This window comes from Bacillus sp. 522_BSPC (assembly GCF_001076885.1).
GTDB lineage: Bacteria > Bacillota > Bacilli > Bacillales > Cytobacillaceae > Niallia > Niallia hominis.
This window is the reverse complement of record NZ_JVDT01000029.1, coordinates 23,799-40,072: the sequence shown is the minus strand read 5'-3', so window position 1 is coordinate 40,072 and position 16,274 is coordinate 23,799. Positions and strand designations below refer to the sequence as shown.

Sequence of the window (16,274 nt, the reverse complement as noted above, 5' to 3'; positions counted from 1 at the left end):
TTCCCTATGAACACCACTTTCCCTCAAGCATCTGCTTCTTTTGGTTTTCATTATTATTTATTCATCAACAGAATAGGGAGGTGAACATTTTTATATTCACCTCCCTTTCTATTATTATTAATTACACTGAAAAGAACGAATGCGGTTAGTATCTGTGCCGTAATAAGACCAATGATTCATTCGCCAACGATATCCTGCAATGGAATGTCGTCCAACAAAAGTTGGATAGAACCAAAATCCTCGACCATTCTCTAGCCAAACATAAGTAAAACGGAACAGACAAGGTCTCATTGAACCAGAATCGACTGCAAAAGTACTTACAGACGACTGATTTAATTGTGGTGTAAAGGATGGTGGCGGTGTTGTTGGTGGTCCGTGATCTGCTCCACCCCCAATATTTGGAGCATCCGGATGAGCAGGATGTCCTCCTGGACCTGCTGGTGGCATTTCACCTCCAGGAAATGGCGGCAAAACGCCTCCTCCGATTGGAGGTATATGTGGAACAGTCCCTCCACCAATCGGCGGGAAGATTATTCTATTTTGTTGTGGAGATACTTGTTGAACATAGTAAGGATAATAAGGCTGAAAATACATCATTTTTCCCCTTTCTTTTTTGATGTATTAATCTATGCAATTCACCCAGTCAAGGTGCAAGGTTATAGTAACCTCCACCCTTAAGAGAAAACGACTAAGCTATTGCTTTACCTCATAATTTGCTTTCCATTTTTTACGAAAAACAAGACCCGAAATCCATAATATACCAATTAATCCAACCACCGTTCCAATGCTCAAATATACCCATGGACCTTCTATAAAATGCATTGCTCGATGATGATCCTTTACTAGCCAATAGCAAGAGCCACTTAAAATAAGACCTACAGGAATAATAACTGGACGGTAATCTTTTAATCCCAATAGCTTTTGAACAGCTATGGATGAGCAGAGAAATGCCATAATAATTTGAGTTAAAATCGATAACGCAAAAAATGCAATCATAATCATTTCATAACGATGGATAAAAAGACCAATTTCCGCACTCCTTGCCATTTGCATACAGGAAACAATATACTGGGCTGCGACGTCTGCTGTAAGCACTCCTGTTTCGAGAATTGGCCACATAACGATGATTATTCCACCATAAAAAATACCTGCTGTGGAAGATTTTATCCATGTCTCTTTGTCCCTTACTAAAGGAAGAATCATACAAATCATCATGGCAGCCATCGCATAATCTGTATTATGATGACGGCTCGCCCAAACCGTTTCTTTAAATCCTGATTGAAAAACTGGCTGAAGCTCTCTTATATCAAAATTACTAAGAGATCCAAGCATTAGCAAGATGTTCAAAGCAATTATAGAGAATACTCCAATCAATGCCATTCTTGCAACCACTTCAATTCCAAAATGAATAGCATAAATACCGATTAAGAAGGCAGCTAAAACAAATAATAAGGTGGGAGCCTCTGGCAAGAAATAATCTTTTAAATGATAAACAAATGTTGCCATAATACTCCCATATGCGCCCACAAAAAATACAAACACAGAAATAGCGACAAGTTTCCCGGGAAATTTCCCTAAAATGCGGTGAAATTGATCAATTAAATCTCCTTCAGGTATACGTTTCATTACTATAACGATTAGAGCAATTAGAAGAACTCCCTGAAAAGTGGAGAAGAAAGTTGATATCCAAATATCTCCTTTCACTTCACGTGCCATTATTCCTTGTGTCATGCCAATGGATTTTGCATAAAGCATATTGATAATTAATGCCATTAGCATACCATTGGATATCTGCACCTTCATTATTCTCCCTCCCTTTCTTTCCCAGATATTGTAGGCTGGAATAATAATGAACCACTTTCTACATTTGCTTGAATGCTAAGAGTTATCTCTGCATTTGCAAATGTATCTGCCCAATCCTTTTTCATCTTCTTCCACTCATATGGGTATTTATTTTGAAATACTTTTCCTAATTCTAATACATCGGATTGATATTCCTTTTGGATTTTCTCAATAGACTTATTGATGTCATCATTTAATTTAGCTTCTACAGACTTTTCTAATTGTTTTACAGCTTCTTTATCACTAATAGAGAATGGACAGCCTGCTTCTACTACAGTGACAGTAGCATCTAGCTTAGCATTGAAACTAACTTTATCATTTTTATAAGTTGGTTCCACATCAAACTTTTGCTTATTTAACTCGACACTAATCTCATTCTTTGGTTCTTTAGGACAATCAATAACTACTACTTCTGAATCAATCTTGTCTCTAAAAAGAATAATTCCTTGCAATTCATCTGCTTGTAATATCCCTACCAATTTATCGTTTTTAAAAACACCTGCTCCAGATAACTCAACTTGGTTCACTTTTGCGCCTTCCTCTGGTTTAAGACTATCAATTTTTCTTTCTTCAAGGGTTAGCCTTGCAAGTATGGGCTCTGTAGACTCACTTAAATATGCTGCTAGCAAGTCTTTTATTTCCGTATGGGGTGCAAGGGTTGAAATATTGGCATATCGAAATAATTTACTTAATGCTTCTCCAGGAACTACTTCTAAACTTGTTATTGTAGATGTAATTTCACTTGCTTTATCTGGGGTAAGGGCAACCAATGTTCTCATTCGAAGTTCTGGGTTTCTTGTAAAAAAATCAATAATATCTCCGATGCCTTCTTTTGCTACTTCTTCATTTATTACTATAATAAAATTATGTGCCCAAAATACTCTTCGCGACGAAATGCCAGTCAAATTTCGAATCGCTTCAAAAATAGTCTCTCCCTCTGCTTCAACATTCCATGATGTTTCTCCTGATTGACCTATAGGAGCACCAGTCTGTCCCCTGGCGTCTCCCGGTCTAGAAACTTGTGCCGTAACCTTTACCATTCCATCCTTTGACCCCTTATCAATCCCAACTGCCATTACTAGGACAAGATCATTGATTTCTCTTTTGCCAGCACAACCAGTCAATAATAATGAACTAAAAATAATGAAAATAAAAAACTTAGCTAGCTTCATTCCTTTCTTTTCTCTCCTTTATTATCCCCGGTTTTCTTTTTCCATCTTCTTAAGCCTGTTATATCGCTATTATCTCTGCTTTCCATATTTGATTTAGTCTCTTGTTTTTGATTTTCTTCCCCTCCTGATTCTGATTGATTGTCCTTATTCTTCTCTATTGGATCCTTCACTTTATTTGGTGGTTTTGGCTTCTGATGGCTACCTAATTTTATCGTGTCACCATCTGCAAGCTGAGGTCTTTTTTTCATCCCCCACCAAGGAAAGCGAATAAGTGTATCCTTCTGATCATTTGGTTGAAAAGGAGTTGCTGGGGCTAAATAAGATTCCCCAAAAGAACGAATACTCAGCGCATGAATTGCCAATAAAGTAAACATAACCGAAAAGCCAAGTAATCCTAGCGTTCCTGATGCAATTAATAAAGGAAAGCGAATTAACCGTATGGAGTAAGAGGCAGAATAATTTGGTATTGCAAAAGACGATATCCCAGTGACCGCTACTACAATAACCATAAAAGGGGAAACAATCCCTGCCTGAACAGCTGCCTGTCCAATAACAAGAGAGCCCACAATACTAACAGCCTGCCCAACCGGCTTTGGCATCCGGAGCCCCGCTTCCCTCATTAATTCGAAGGTAATCTCCATTAATAGCGCCTCTAAAAGGACGGGAAATGGTACTATTTCTCTCCCAGATGCAATGGTTAATGCTAATGGAGTAGGAATCATCTCCTGATGGAAACTGACTAGCATGACATAAATTGAAGTAAGCGTGAGACTAATAATAAAGGCAATATAGCGAATGATTCGAAAAAAACTCCCTGCCATAAATCCCATATAATAGTCATCACTCGCCTGCAAGAACTGCCAAAAATATGTAGGAACTACTAAAACAAACGGTGTATTATCGACAAAAATAGCTACTCGTCCCTCTAACAAAGCTGAAGCCACTTTATCTGGTCTTTCTGTACTCATTATGGTAGTAAACGGGGAAAAAGGAGAATCAGCGATCATTTCTTCTATATATCCACTTTCCAGAATTCCATCAATCTGAATTCGATTTAATCGCTTCTTTACCTCATCTACTAATCCTTTTTTTACTACTCCGTTAATGTATGCAATATTTACATCTGTTCTTGTCCGTAAACCAATACTCATTGTTTCTAACCTTAGCTCTGGATCACGGATTCTTCTTCTAACTAGCGCAGTATTAGTACGTATACTTTCGGTGAAGCCATCTCTTGATCCGCGGACAACCTGCTCTGTTTGCGGCTCATCCACACTTCTTGTGTCCCATCCTTTTGTTTGGATATGAAAAGCCTTTTGGCACCCATCTACAAAAAGAATACTATCACCAGAAAGGATTGCTATAAGGGCCTTTTCCACTTCTTCAATCAAGGAAAAAGAAGTATTCATTAAAACATGTTGTTCAATCAAAGTTTGAAAATCGGAAATTAATAATTGATTTCTTTTAATAAATTCATTTCCTTCAAACATCATCGCATCTATTACTTTTTCCACATGCTCTACACTAGCGAGACCGTCAATATAAAAAAGAACGGAGGAAACTTGTCTATTCCCTAGAAAGAAAATATTCCTTTTAACAAGGTCGATACTATCTCCTAATTCCCTTCTAATTATCGCTATATTTTTTTCTAATTCCGCTGTGAACCTTTTGTCTTTGCTTGTTGTCTCCATATCGTCCACCCTTACTATTTACTATTATTCTTCCTAACCAAGTGAAGGAATTTCTATTCGCTGAACAAGAAAATGTATAAAAGGTTTTTTTTTCGTATAAACAAGTGACAAGAAACATATTTAAAGGCGGAGATATTTTGAATTTTTACCATACATGGCTATATAAAAATGTTATAAATACAGAATGGCTTTTGTGGATGATTGTTATTTTTGTTCTAACATTTAATATTTTGTCCCCCATCATTATATGGTGCTTAATGAATGGAAAATCCATCTTAAAATGGGGAAAAGGAAAGAAAAAAAAGAAAAATTCGAAAGAGGAGAAGAAGTTCTAATTCTTTTATTCTATTTGAGATAATTTCCAAAAGAAGAGTGTTCTCCTATATCATTCACCTCTAATCCCTTTTTTATTAATTATTTTTACTGTTAACTAATATATGTAGGTCTTTAGATACTGGCATAATGGACTACTTTGTACTAGTCTAAGAATATAATTTAACTAATCGACGAAAGGGCAAAATCATTGAAAAATGATGACGCAAAGCTATAGGGGCTTCAGGGTATAAAGGTAGACGGAATAATTTCCAATCATTCCATACTCTTGCCAGCCAGTTACCGAATATACCTTCGACGATTCAGATGAAGGGGACTAGAAAATTGAGACAGGAAAATAACGATGAATTAATAATAAAACGAGCAAGAATTGTGAAGGAACAAATTGATTCTATTGAAACTGGCCATATAGGAAGAGGCTTATTTTTCGGCATGCTCATAAGCACTCCATTATGGATTTCTTTTTTTTGATGGCTTCGTATTTTCCTTTTTTTATTGGAGAAGTAAAACCTAACCAACATGAAAATATTTTACTTATACGGAATAAGGGCATATAATCATGATAAGAATAGGCATGGAAACCATTAGGAAAGGAGCTTTCATAATGGAAGATTCAAAAGAGAAATTAGAACAAGAAATATCGGTAGCAGGAAAGCATTATTCCGAGGAAAAATTCTGGAAGAAACTTGCAAGGTTTGGTAAAAAAGCAGGTTCCTCTGTTGTTTATGCGGTTTTACTTTTATATTACACCTTACAAAAACCAAATGTACCTAAAAAAGTAAAAGCAACTATTATTGGAGCTTTAGGCTATTTTATCTTACCAATTGATTTAATACCTGATTTTCTAGTTGGGATAGGCTATACCGATGATTTAGGTGCTTTAGGGATTGCATTACTCCAAGTAGCCATGTATATTGATGATGATATTAAATCTAAAGCAAGAACAAAGCTTGCAGAGTGGTTTGGTAACAAAGTGGATACCACGGATATAGATAAAAAATTGCATTAACGAAAAAAAGATCTCTAATGTCCTAAAAATAAAGCAGGTGAAAAAATATCAACTATTTTCTTCGCTTGCTTTTTTATTCCCAAAAATCAAAGTAACCGAAAGCAAACAACCTAAGTATTTCTAGGATAATTATTAAAGTCAAGGCTAAACTATCTTTATCTTAAAAATAGGATGGTGTTATCTTTGTCTTATATATGGCAGTCAATCATACTTATACTTTCCGGAATATTGCTACTCCGTTTGGCTGGTAGAAAATCCATTTCTCAAATGACACTAGCTCAAACGGTTATTATGATTTCTTTAGGAACCATTATTGTTCAACCGATTGTCGAAAAAAGTACTTTTAAAGCTATTATTAGTGCGGGTATTTTTGTTGTCACTATACTCCTTTTAGAGTTCTTACAGCTTAGATCAAATCGATTTGAAAAGTTTATAACAGGTAAATCAAAAGTAGTGATTAATAACGGACAAATAAATAGTAAAGTGCTAAAAAAGTTAAGATTGACAGTAGATCAATTAGAAATGCGTTTAAGAAACAATGGTATCAGTAAAATAGAGGACATAAAACATGCGACAATCGAGCCTAATGGTCAATTAGGGTTTGAATATATGGAGAACGCCAAGCCTCTAACAGTTGGAGAATTTCAAAAAATAATGCATACGTATTTTTCGAATCCACAAAATCCTAATCCTACTCGGACCATGAGTAATGGAAACAATATCTTCAGCGAAATAAATGAGCAGGATCAGCATAATCCTAAGTGGCTTCAATAAATAAAAGGGACTCCAAAAGTCTGTAACATGACTTTCGGACAGTCCCTTTTTTGTTATTATAAAAACAACCCAACAATTGTCGCTGTTAAAGTAGAAGCAAGTGTTGCTGTTAATAACATTTTCAAACCGAATTTTGCAACGATATCTGCTTTTTTCGCATTAATCGCTTGTATCGATCCAGCAATAATCCCAATACTAGAGAAGTTTGCAAAAGATACAAGGAATGTAGAGACAATTCCTACTGTTTTCTCTGATAACTCCCCAATCATTGGCTGGAATTGCAGCATTGCTACAAATTCATTTGCAGCTAATTTCGTACCCATTACAGATCCAGCAGTTACAATTTCACTGACAGGTATCCCCATTATCCAAGCAACCGGCGCAAATACATATCCTAATAATCCAGTAAATCCGATTCCGAAAATACTTGTAAAGAAACCATCAATTAAAGCTAGTAAACCTACATAAGCAACTAGCATAGCGGCAACAATTAAAGCAACGCGTCCACCATCTAAAGCTCCTGCTGAGATTGCTCCAAATACAGAATTGGTGTTGGAAACATCTTTAATGTTAATTGTCTCATCTTCATCTTTTGAAATAGGAGCAACTAATGTTGCAATTATTAATGCAGATAATGCATTTAAAATCATAGCAGCAAGTACATATTGCGGAGGAATCATTTCCATATATGCTCCCATAATGGATGCAGATACAGATGCCATAGCAGATGTACAAACAATGAATAGCTTATTGGCATTCATAGAATCTAAGTGTGTTTTAATCGCAATAAGTGATTCAGATTGACCAAAGAAGATAGAGTTAATGCTATTAAATGTAACTACCTTTGATAACCCAGTAATTTTCGCCAATGCCCCACCAATATATTTAATCGCTAGCGGCAAAACTTTTATGTGGGTTAATAAAGATAATAAAGTAGAAGTGAAAATGATAAGCATCAGTACATTTATAAAAAATACACTTCCACCTTCTGGAACTAATCCACCTGTAACAAAACTAACACCTTCATTCCCATAGTTAAGAACTTTGGAAACTCCATTGGATGTAGCTTCAACTATTTTTAGTCCTACAGTAGTTTTAAACATTATTAGTGCAACAATAAATTCAAGCACAAATAATACGAGGATAGCTCTGAAATTAATCCTTTTTTTATCATTTGATAGTAAAAAGGCAATTGCTATCGTTACGATGATACCTAATATCCCAACTAAAATCGACATAGAAAATTCCTCCTAAATAAGAAACAAAAACAAGCCTTTCTCCTTAACATAAAACTATCTCAATATAGTTAATATGTTTTCGATAAGCATTGTTAATACATTAAAAACGATATACAGTTTTAGATGTTACCTTATATTTAGGCCATTGTCATCCTTTAATTGAATATCAGGTTAAATTAATAAAATTAAAACCTTTCAAAAAATTATCTAAATATATTTAATTTCTACGATTCAAAATTCTTTTCCAAAAATCACAGAAATAAAAGGAAGCAATTTTAGAAAGTACTCCCTAAAATTGCTTCCTTTTATCCTATTATATATTCTACTTCTTATTCTTTAATGAATATTTTCCTTTTCTTGCTTTGCAGTTTCATATGCATTATTCACACTGTGTAAAAGGACACTATTTTAAAGTACTTTCGCACTTTCCAATCCTTACTATTGTGTTATCTTTGCTTTTTTTGATAAAAAAAGCTGAACTATTTCTTCTTGACTATACTTTTGCAGGAGAAGAGAATCGATCATTTCTCGAACTGCACCATCTCCTCCATTTGATTCAGCTACAAATGCGACTTGATTTTTCACAAAATCAATCGCATTTTTGGGAGCACATGGCCATCCTACCTTTGTTAAAATAGGAATATCGTTGAGATCATCACCCATATAGCATACTTCCTCAAACCCTATTCCTATTTCATCGATTATCTTCTGAAGTGTTATCAACTTATCATGAATTCCTTCAAAAACATAGTCAAATTTTAACTCTTCTGCTCTTTTTCTAACTGCTTCAGACTTCCTGCCCGTTATAATAGCAGTCTTTATCCCTACTTGTTTAGCTAGACTAATCCCCATTCCGTCCTGGGTATGAAAAGCTTTATACTCCGTTCCGTCTGAACCAATATACAGTCTCCCATCTGTTAATACTCCATCCACGTCTAATACAATTAACTTAATCGCCATGTAATTACTTAAATGCCTAACTTCATTAAATCATGGAGATGGAGCATTCCAACTGGTTTATTATAGGGATCCACAATTGGGAGTACGGTTATTTCTTTCTCCTCCATTAATTGCAGGGCTTCAGCAGCTAAAGCACCTCTTTCAATTACAATCGACGGAGCAGAGATTAAATTTTCGACATTTTCATTCATGACATCCATCGAGAGGGCAAAGGCTCTACGGATATCTCCATCTGTAAGAACCCCTATTAATTGATCGTTTTCATTCACAATCGATGCTGCTCCTAAACCTTGATCTGTCATCGCAAATAAGGCATCTTTCACTTTGTCTCCTTCTCGGACAATAGGGTTTTTCCTCGTATGAAAAATAATATCGTCGACCTTTAATAATAATTTCCTACCCAAAGAACCATTTGGATGATAAAGTGCAAAATCCTCTGGTCTAAACTTTCGTGCTTCTAATAACGCAATAGCAATAGCATCGCCTAAGGCAAGGGTTACAGTTGTGCTTGTTGTTGGTGCTAAGCCTAACGGACATGCTTCTTCAAACTCCCCTAGACATAGAGCTACATCAGCCTTCATTGCTAAAGTGGAAAATACATTTTTCGTAATAGCAATTAACTTCGCTCCAATCGTTTCTATGGAAGGAAGTAATCGTAGTACTTCATCACTTTCTCCACTATTTGAAATAGCGAGTACAACATCATCTGAAGTCACCATCCCTAAATCTCCATGCAACCCTTCAGATGGATGCAAATAGCAGGATGGTGTTCCTGTGCTTGAGAAAGTCGCCTGTATCTTTCTACCAATAATACCTGACTTTCCTATACCCGTTACCACTACCTTCCCTTCACAGGATAAAATTAGTTGAATGGCATCTTCTACTGAATTATCCAACATATCTCTTAAATCCAATATTGCTTGTGCTTCTTTTTCTAAAACGTTTGCTAATGTATCTGTGTAATCGAATTTCGGTAAATTAATTTCTTGCATATAAATCACTCCCATTCTTACAGATTTTTCACCAGTGCATCAATCTCCACTATTGGCTTTAACACTTCCTCTAACTCGGCTAATTTCACCATGTTTGGTCCATCAGACATTGCTTCATCAGGATTCGGATGAACCTCCATAAATATGGAAGAAATCCCTACTGCAGCTGCAGCTCTTGATAAATAGGGAACAAATTCTCTTTTTCCACCAGTTGTTGTTCCATTGCCGCCTGGTATTTGAACACTATGTGTGGCATCAAAAACGACTGGTACCCCTAATTCCTGCATCGTTATAAGAGATCGCATATCCACAACTAAATTATTATAGCCAAATGTGGAACCACGTTCCGTTAATAAAATCTGTTCATTTCCGCTCTCTCTTAACTTAGTAACAACATTTTTCATATCCCACGGTGCCAAAAACTGTCCCTTTTTCACATTCACAATCTTTCCTGTTTCTGCGGCAGCAACCAATAAATCAGTTTGTCTGCATAAAAAAGCTGGTATTTGCAATACATCCAATACTTCTGCTGCAACAATCGCTTGGGCTCGCTCATGAATATCTGATGTAACTGGCACATCAAATGTTTCTTTTACCTTAGCTAACATTTCAAGACCTTTCTCCAAACCTGGTCCTCGAAAAGAATGAATGGAAGAGCGATTTGCTTTGTCATAGGATGCCTTGAAGATAAAAGGGATGTTTAGCTTTGTTGTTAATTCCTTTAGGTGTTCAGCCGTTTCCATAACAAGTTTCTCATCCTCCATAACACAGGGACCAGCAATTAGAACAAAGGGTTCCATGCCTCCAAAGACAATAGTATCGTTTAATATAACTTTTTGTGTAATGGTACATACCTCCTCTATAAATGAATTTCCTTAAAATTATTCTGAATGATGTTTTATAAGCAAAATGTGGTAGATGAGATGGATAAGGGAAAGGATATTTTTTGGAATTTTCTAATTATATACCGTGTAGTTTACATAATATATGAAAGAAGATGTTTTGAAAAGGATTTTGTTACATTATCTGACACACTTTTTTTATTTCCCCCTAAAACATCGTTATTTTTCTGACAAAAAAAGACTTTCCGTTATATTAGGAAAGTCTCTCTTCATAAAGCTTTGCCTTAGGAAATGAATTAAGCTATTGTCTTTTCTTCCATTTGAGTTGTTTTGACTCGAGAACCTGGAATAATATTAAATAAAATATTTAATATTATCGCGGTTATTCCACCTGCCACGATACCACTTTGGAAAAGAATGCGGATGCTTTCTGGGAATTTCATAAAAATATCAGGAACGACAGTTACACCAAGTCCCATCCCTATTGAGCATGCAAGAATTAATAAGTTACCTTGTTGATTAAAGTCTACTTTTCCAAGCATTTTAATACCATAGGACACTACCATTCCAAACATCGCAAGAGAAGCTCCCCCAAGGACTGGAGTTGGAATCAATGTTGTGATAGCTGCAATTTTAGGAATAAAGCCTAAAATAATTAAAATCGTACCAGCTGCATAAATGACATTTTTCGTTTTTACACCTGTTAGCTGAACAAGCCCAACATTTTGCGAATACGCAGTGTAAGGGAATGAATTAAATATTCCACCAATAACAGATGCCACTCCTTCTGAACGATAGCCCTTCGCTAGATCCTTTTCAGATACCTCTTTGTTTGTAATATCTCCGAGTGCTAGATAAACGCCTGTTGATTCAATTAAACTCACAATAGCAACAAGTGTCATCGTAATGATAGAAGTAAGATCGAAGGTTGGAGCCCCGAAATAAAACGGAGTAATTCCATGAAGCCACTTTGCTTCTCCTACCTCTGAAAAATGAACCATCCCCATAAATGATGCAATAATGGTTCCAATAATAATACCAAGTAAAATAGAGATTGTTTTGATAAATCCAGTTGTAAACTTATTAAGTAAAATAATGATTGCTAACACACCAAAAGCAAGAACTAAATTTTTTAGGTTACCAAAATCTGCACTACCTTCTCCACCAGCCATATCATTAAAGGCTACAGGAATTAAAGTAAGACCTATGATTGTAACAACAGAGCCAGTAACAACTGGCGGAAAGAATTTTACTAGTTTGCTGAAAATAGATGAAATAAGAACGACAATAATACCAGAAACAATAATTGCTCCATAAATAGCGGATATTCCATGCTTAGTTCCAATTGCAATCATTGGACCAACAGCTGTAAATGTACAACCTAACATAACAGGAAGACCGATCCCAAAGAATTTGTTTTTCCAAACCTGTAACAATGTCGCTACCCCACAAGTTAATAGGTCGATTGAAATAAGGTATGCTAATTGTTCTGATGTTAAGTTTAGAGCCCCACCAACGATTAAAGGCACGAGCACAGCACCTGCATACATCGCTAGTACATGTTGTAGACCTACAGACCAAGTTTTTGCTGTCATTTTTTCCATTTTAATATCCTCCTGCATAAATGCCTTCGTGTATTCGTTGTTCAGCAAATGTAACTTTTCCACCCTTTAAAGATGCAATTCTTGCTAAAGACTCTAATCGATAGCCTTTTGCGATTAACTCTTCTGCTCCTTGCTGGAATGATTTTTCGATCAATATCCCAATCCCACTTACAGTCGCACCAGCTTGCTCGACAATGTTCGCTAAGCCAAGAGCAGCCTGTCCATTAGCCAAAAAGTCATCAATTACTAGAACATGGTCTTCTGGATGAATATACTTTTTAGAAACAGTAATTTCATTTGACTCTCGTTTAGTAAAGGAATAAACCGTTGCTGTATACAAATCACTTGTTAATGTCAGGGATTTTCTTTTTCTTGCAAAAATTACAGGAACATCTAATGCCAGCCCTGCCATTATAGCTGGTGCGATACCAGATGACTCTATTGTTAAGATTCTAGTAATTCCTGCTTCTTTAAACAATCTAGCAAATTCAAGGCCAATCTCTTTCATCAGATGAGGGTCCATTTGGTGATTAATGAATGAATCTACTTTTAATACATGATCACTTAAAACAATACCTTCTTCTTCAATTTTCTTCTTCAATAAATCCATTAACTAGACTCTCTCCTTTTTTAGAGGACAGTGTTACCAAAGTATTCGTAATGACTGTCCTCTCTTAATACGAAAAAAAGCACATTCGCTTACTCTATGAGTAAGCGAATGTGCTTTTTCGAGCAAAATAAACTGCTCTATTTAGGCAATAGATCAGTATATCTCCATTTTTATGCGCTTACCCGTAGTCAGATGATTAACGGTCATCTGGTAGAAACTTGCAGGCCATATTCCTGCTATTATACGAGTGGTTATTTTGTTAGATTATTTGACAACATAATGGATTATAACGGATTTTCTTTGAAATGAAAACCATAATTTTTTAAAGGGGAAAAGTTTCCATCTATTTTTATTATAACATCCATTAGGCACTAATATTCTGACAATTTTTCGACATTCTCAAAACTCTATTTACAGTTTATTTGAGTAATCATTTAATTTTTTTGCCATTTCTAATATTTGTTCCATAAAGACGGATGTATGCTGAATCGAGTCTGCTTGTTTTTCACCAATTGCCGCAATTTTTTCAATTGATTCATTGATTGCATTAGTAGTGCTTCTAATTTCTTCCATCGTTTGAGAAATAGTTTGTGTAAAGTTGACTGTTTCTTTTGAGAATTTACGTATTTCATTCGCTACTACCTCAAAGCCCTTCCCCTTTTCTCCAGCTCTTGCTGCTTCAATAGCAGCATTTAATCCTAATAGATTCGTCTGATCGGCCACTTTTTTTATAATCGAAACTACTTCACTCGTTTTCCTTATATTTTCTTCTGCAACATTTGATTGCTCTAAAAGTAGTTTGGAAAAATCCACTAAGGAATGCGATCCATCGGCTATGTTATTAATATGTTCTTGTGATTGTGATAAAGATCTTGTTATTTCATCTACGATATTTCGTATCTCTGTTTGCCTTTTTAACTGAACAGCTATTCCGCCAATCACTTCTCCTTTTGTATTGATAATCGGAGAAGCTGTTCCAATAAATTCAAAACCGTAAAAATCTGCTGGCACCTCTTGCTTTAACGTTTTCTTTTCACGTATTGCCTCTTTTAATGGTTCATCAGGCTGCAGAGCTTGATTCGGTTTAATATGTAAATCAATAACCTTTCCAGGAAAATAAGCAATAAATTTGTCCCTATCGCAAATTGCAATAGAGAGATCAGCAGGAATTGCTGCTTTAATAATGGGAACTATAGGGATAATATCTTCTAAGGATTCTACTTGTTTAATCACAGTTGTCGCACTCCAATCTTTCTAAATCACTTCAACATACTACCATAAACATACCATATTTTCACAATTTTTTACTTTTGATTTCGACTCTTTCGTATTGGAATATATTGCAACATGTTATAATGATATTAGTTCTCTTCTTATTATTGACAAAAAAGAGAATTAAAACCTAACTATTATGTGGTGATTTCCATGTTTAAAATACTATTAATCGAAGATGATCAAACATTATTTCATGCCATAAAGGAACGCTTAGAGCAATGGTCCTATGAAGCTTTTGGAATAAATGATTTCAATAGAGTCATGCAGGAATTTACGGAGATAAAACCTGATTTAGTGCTTATCGATATCCAGCTTCCTAAATATGATGGATTTCATTGGTGTCGAATGATAAGGGGCCATTCAAACGTGCCAATTATATTCCTATCCTCAAGAGATCACCCAACTGACATGGTTATGTCGATGCAGCTCGGAGCAGATGACTTTGTGCAAAAACCGTTTCATTTTGATGTCTTAATTGCAAAAATACAGGCAATTCTCCGTCGTGTTTATAATTACAGCTTAGAGCAGTCGATACTTAAAACATGGTGCGATGCAACAATAGATTTTGAAAAAAATACGGTAACTTCTACTGTTGGAGAAATTGAACTAACGAAAAATGAAATGTTCATCTTAAAAATCCTACTAGAGCAGAAAAATAAAATCGTCTCTAGAGATCATCTTATAAATGAACTTTGGAATGATAAACGGTTCGTTAGCGACAATACGTTAACAGTAAATGTAAATCGTTTACGAAAAAAACTCGATGAGCTCCATCTTGGTAGCAATATAGAAACAAAAGTTGGCCAAGGATATATGGCGATTGAAGAGGACATAAAATGATTAAACAATATTTAATTGAAAAAAAAAGCTGGATTATCTTTATTCTATTTCTACAACTGTTTCAATTATTTATGGCAAGTATCGATGAGACCATCTCTTTTTATTCAATGGTCTATATTTGCTTTATTAGCATGCTTTTGTTTCTACTCTTCTCAATCTTTCAATATCAAAAGGAAATAAACTTTTATAAAGGGCTTTCTACCCGAGAGGATGATTTAGACCTTACATCCTTACCAAAAGCAAAAACACCTTTTGAGAAAATCATGGAGGACAGTTTTACACAGCAAACTGCCATTCTAATGAAAGAGCGCAATCAAAATCTTGAACAGCTTGAACGTGAAAAAGATGAACTGCTTTCATGGATTCACGAAGTAAAAACACCGTTAACGGCATTACGTTTATTGATTGACTCCATTGATAATCATGAAATAAAAGCATCCCTAACGTTCGAGTGGCTGAGAATTCATCATTTGCTGGATCAACAGCTCCACCAAAAACGGTTTCCCTTTATTCAAAATGATTTATATATAGAAAGTATCGATCTCGAGAATATCCTTTTCGATGAAATCAAGGCATTACAATCTTGGTGCATACAAAAAGGGATTGGCTTTGATATCGAGTTACAAAAGACCACTGTGCTAACAGATGGAAAATGGCTTTCTTTTGTTGTGAGACAACTGATTAGTAATGCTGTGAAATATAGTAGCAAGGGAGATATTATCCTAAAAAGCTATGACCATCATGGTTATACATGTTTGAAAATTGCGGATAGCGGGATTGGAATCGCCATTCAGGATTTGCCTAGAATTTTTGATAAAGGCTTCACTTCTACCGCTAAACATCAAAATAATCATGCGACAGGCATGGGATTATATCTATCCAAAAAAATTGCAGACGCTCTAAAAATCATCATCGAGGTGGATTCAAAGGTAGATGAAGGAACAACAGTGACTCTAACATTTCCGAAAAACAATGCATTTGATCAACTTCATCATTAATTAAAATGTTTGTGGGAGGCATCGTGACAAAAATGTCACATGCCTCTTTTATTTGTTCGCCAAATCGAAGGAATGTATAAAAATCCTTTTATAT

The 16,274-nt window shown here is 35.4% G+C and carries 15 protein-coding genes, 1 pseudogene and 2 riboswitches; of the genes and pseudogenes, 5 read left to right on the top strand and 11 right to left on the bottom strand.

What is annotated here, in order from left to right; genetic code table 11:
* Positions 1-117: 117 nt before the first annotated feature.
* The 4 genes from ADJ83_RS02580 to ADJ83_RS02565 all read right to left on the bottom strand — a co-directional run bounded on the left by ADJ83_RS02580 (position 118) and on the right by ADJ83_RS02565 (position 4,705).
* A complete protein-coding gene (locus ADJ83_RS02580) occupies positions 118-594 on the bottom strand; it encodes a hypothetical protein (RefSeq protein ID WP_031540426.1) in 477 nt (158 codons plus the stop codon).
* A gap of 99 nt (positions 595-693) precedes the next feature.
* On the bottom strand, positions 694-1,803 hold the full coding sequence (locus ADJ83_RS02575; protein WP_031540427.1) for a GerAB/ArcD/ProY family transporter: 1,110 nt from the start codon (positions 1,801-1,803) through the stop codon (positions 694-696).
* The gene (locus ADJ83_RS02570; protein ID WP_031540428.1) at positions 1,803-3,014 is read right to left on the bottom strand and encodes a Ger(x)C family spore germination protein; all 1,212 of its coding nucleotides are present in this window, start codon (positions 3,012-3,014) and stop codon (positions 1,803-1,805) included. The genes ADJ83_RS02575 and ADJ83_RS02570 overlap by 1 nt, the downstream gene beginning before the upstream one ends.
* A complete protein-coding gene (locus ADJ83_RS02565; RefSeq protein WP_048716715.1) occupies positions 3,011-4,705 on the bottom strand; it encodes a spore germination protein in 1,695 nt (564 codons plus the stop codon). The genes ADJ83_RS02570 and ADJ83_RS02565 overlap by 4 nt, the downstream gene beginning before the upstream one ends.
* Before the next feature lie 503 nt (positions 4,706-5,208).
* Positions 5,209-5,325: riboswitch (cyclic di-GMP riboswitch) on the top strand.
* A 37-nt stretch (positions 5,326-5,362) separates the two neighbouring features.
* Between ADJ83_RS02565 and ADJ83_RS25440 the strand changes: the two genes are divergently transcribed.
* The 3 genes from ADJ83_RS25440 (at position 5,363) to ADJ83_RS02550 (ending at position 6,821) form a co-directional block, all read left to right on the top strand.
* Positions 5,363-5,509 carry a hypothetical protein gene (locus tag ADJ83_RS25440; RefSeq protein ID WP_155986810.1) on the top strand — a complete coding sequence of 49 codons (147 nt, stop codon included), beginning with the start codon at positions 5,363-5,365 and terminating at the stop codon, positions 5,507-5,509.
* A gap of 133 nt (positions 5,510-5,642) precedes the next feature.
* Entirely contained in the window at positions 5,643-6,047 is a 405-nt protein-coding gene (locus ADJ83_RS02555; RefSeq protein WP_031540431.1) for a YkvA family protein, read from the top strand.
* 183 nt (positions 6,048-6,230) lie between these two features.
* Positions 6,231-6,821 carry a DUF421 domain-containing protein gene (locus ADJ83_RS02550; RefSeq protein WP_031540432.1) on the top strand — a complete coding sequence of 197 codons (591 nt, stop codon included), beginning with the start codon at positions 6,231-6,233 and terminating at the stop codon, positions 6,819-6,821.
* 56 nt (positions 6,822-6,877) lie between these two features.
* On the opposite strand, the gene ADJ83_RS02545 is transcribed toward ADJ83_RS02550, so the two are convergent.
* The 7 genes and pseudogenes from ADJ83_RS02545 to ADJ83_RS26785 all read right to left on the bottom strand — a co-directional run.
* Positions 6,878-8,059, bottom strand: a complete 1,182-nt coding sequence (locus ADJ83_RS02545) for a NupC/NupG family nucleoside CNT transporter (protein WP_031540433.1) — start codon at positions 8,057-8,059, stop codon at positions 6,878-6,880.
* Positions 8,060-8,497: 438 nt separating this feature from the next.
* A complete protein-coding gene (locus tag ADJ83_RS02540) occupies positions 8,498-9,019 on the bottom strand; it encodes a KdsC family phosphatase (protein WP_031540434.1) in 522 nt (173 codons plus the stop codon).
* A gap of 8 nt (positions 9,020-9,027) precedes the next feature.
* Positions 9,028-10,011 (bottom strand): KpsF/GutQ family sugar-phosphate isomerase, encoded by a 984-nt coding sequence (locus ADJ83_RS02535; RefSeq protein WP_031540435.1) that lies wholly within the window; start codon positions 10,009-10,011, stop codon positions 9,028-9,030.
* A 17-nt stretch (positions 10,012-10,028) separates the two neighbouring features.
* A complete protein-coding gene (gene kdsA, locus ADJ83_RS02530; protein WP_031540436.1) occupies positions 10,029-10,856 on the bottom strand; it encodes a 3-deoxy-8-phosphooctulonate synthase in 828 nt (275 codons plus the stop codon).
* A 293-nt stretch (positions 10,857-11,149) separates the two neighbouring features.
* Complete coding sequence (locus ADJ83_RS02525; protein ID WP_031540437.1) at positions 11,150-12,457, bottom strand: nucleobase:cation symporter-2 family protein; 1,308 nt, start codon at positions 12,455-12,457, stop codon at positions 11,150-11,152.
* 1 nt (position 12,458) lies between these two features.
* The gene (locus tag ADJ83_RS02520) at positions 12,459-13,067 is read right to left on the bottom strand and encodes a xanthine phosphoribosyltransferase (protein WP_031540438.1); all 609 of its coding nucleotides are present in this window, start codon (positions 13,065-13,067) and stop codon (positions 12,459-12,461) included.
* A gap of 165 nt (positions 13,068-13,232) precedes the next feature.
* Positions 13,233-13,334, bottom strand: a riboswitch (purine riboswitch).
* Between the two features lie 144 nt (positions 13,335-13,478).
* A pseudogene (locus tag ADJ83_RS26785) lies at positions 13,479-13,793 on the bottom strand (methyl-accepting chemotaxis protein); the annotation flags it as partial.
* Positions 13,794-14,492: 699 nt separating this feature from the next.
* On the opposite strand from ADJ83_RS26785, the gene ADJ83_RS02510 reads away from it, so the two are divergent.
* Both ADJ83_RS02510 and ADJ83_RS02505 read left to right on the top strand, forming a co-directional pair.
* Positions 14,493-15,182 (top strand): response regulator transcription factor, encoded by a 690-nt coding sequence (locus ADJ83_RS02510; RefSeq protein ID WP_031540440.1) that lies wholly within the window; start codon positions 14,493-14,495, stop codon positions 15,180-15,182.
* Positions 15,179-16,180, top strand: coding sequence for a sensor histidine kinase (locus tag ADJ83_RS02505; protein ID WP_031540441.1), 1,002 nt, complete (start codon positions 15,179-15,181; stop codon positions 16,178-16,180). The genes ADJ83_RS02510 and ADJ83_RS02505 overlap by 4 nt, the downstream gene beginning before the upstream one ends.
* The last annotated feature ends 94 nt before the right edge of the window (positions 16,181-16,274 follow it).

What these genes read in the sequence shown, in the direction of transcription:
- ADJ83_RS02510 (WP_031540440.1), top strand. Translation starts at nt 14,493, where the DNA reads ATGTTTAAAATACTATTAATCGAAGATGATCAAACATTATTTCATGCC.
- ADJ83_RS02525 (WP_031540437.1), bottom strand. Translation starts at nt 12,457, where the DNA reads ATGGAAAAAATGACAGCAAAAACTTGGTCTGTAGGTCTACAACATGTA.
- ADJ83_RS02580 (WP_031540426.1), bottom strand. Translation starts at nt 594, where the DNA reads ATGTATTTTCAGCCTTATTATCCTTACTATGTTCAACAAGTATCTCCA.
- ADJ83_RS02545 (WP_031540433.1), bottom strand. Translation starts at nt 8,059, where the DNA reads ATGTCGATTTTAGTTGGGATATTAGGTATCATCGTAACGATAGCAATT.
- ADJ83_RS02565 (WP_048716715.1), bottom strand. Translation starts at nt 4,705, where the DNA reads ATGGAGACAACAAGCAAAGACAAAAGGTTCACAGCGGAATTAGAAAAA.
- ADJ83_RS02505 (WP_031540441.1), top strand. Translation starts at nt 15,179, where the DNA reads ATGATTAAACAATATTTAATTGAAAAAAAAAGCTGGATTATCTTTATT.
- ADJ83_RS02535 (WP_031540435.1), bottom strand. Translation starts at nt 10,011, where the DNA reads ATGCAAGAAATTAATTTACCGAAATTCGATTACACAGATACATTAGCA.
- ADJ83_RS02520 (WP_031540438.1), bottom strand. Translation starts at nt 13,067, where the DNA reads ATGGATTTATTGAAGAAGAAAATTGAAGAAGAAGGTATTGTTTTAAGT.
- ADJ83_RS02540 (WP_031540434.1), bottom strand. Translation starts at nt 9,019, where the DNA reads ATGGCGATTAAGTTAATTGTATTAGACGTGGATGGAGTATTAACAGAT.
- ADJ83_RS02555 (WP_031540431.1), top strand. Translation starts at nt 5,643, where the DNA reads ATGGAAGATTCAAAAGAGAAATTAGAACAAGAAATATCGGTAGCAGGA.
- ADJ83_RS02575 (WP_031540427.1), bottom strand. Translation starts at nt 1,803, where the DNA reads ATGAAGGTGCAGATATCCAATGGTATGCTAATGGCATTAATTATCAAT.
- ADJ83_RS02570 (WP_031540428.1), bottom strand. Translation starts at nt 3,014, where the DNA reads ATGAAGCTAGCTAAGTTTTTTATTTTCATTATTTTTAGTTCATTATTA.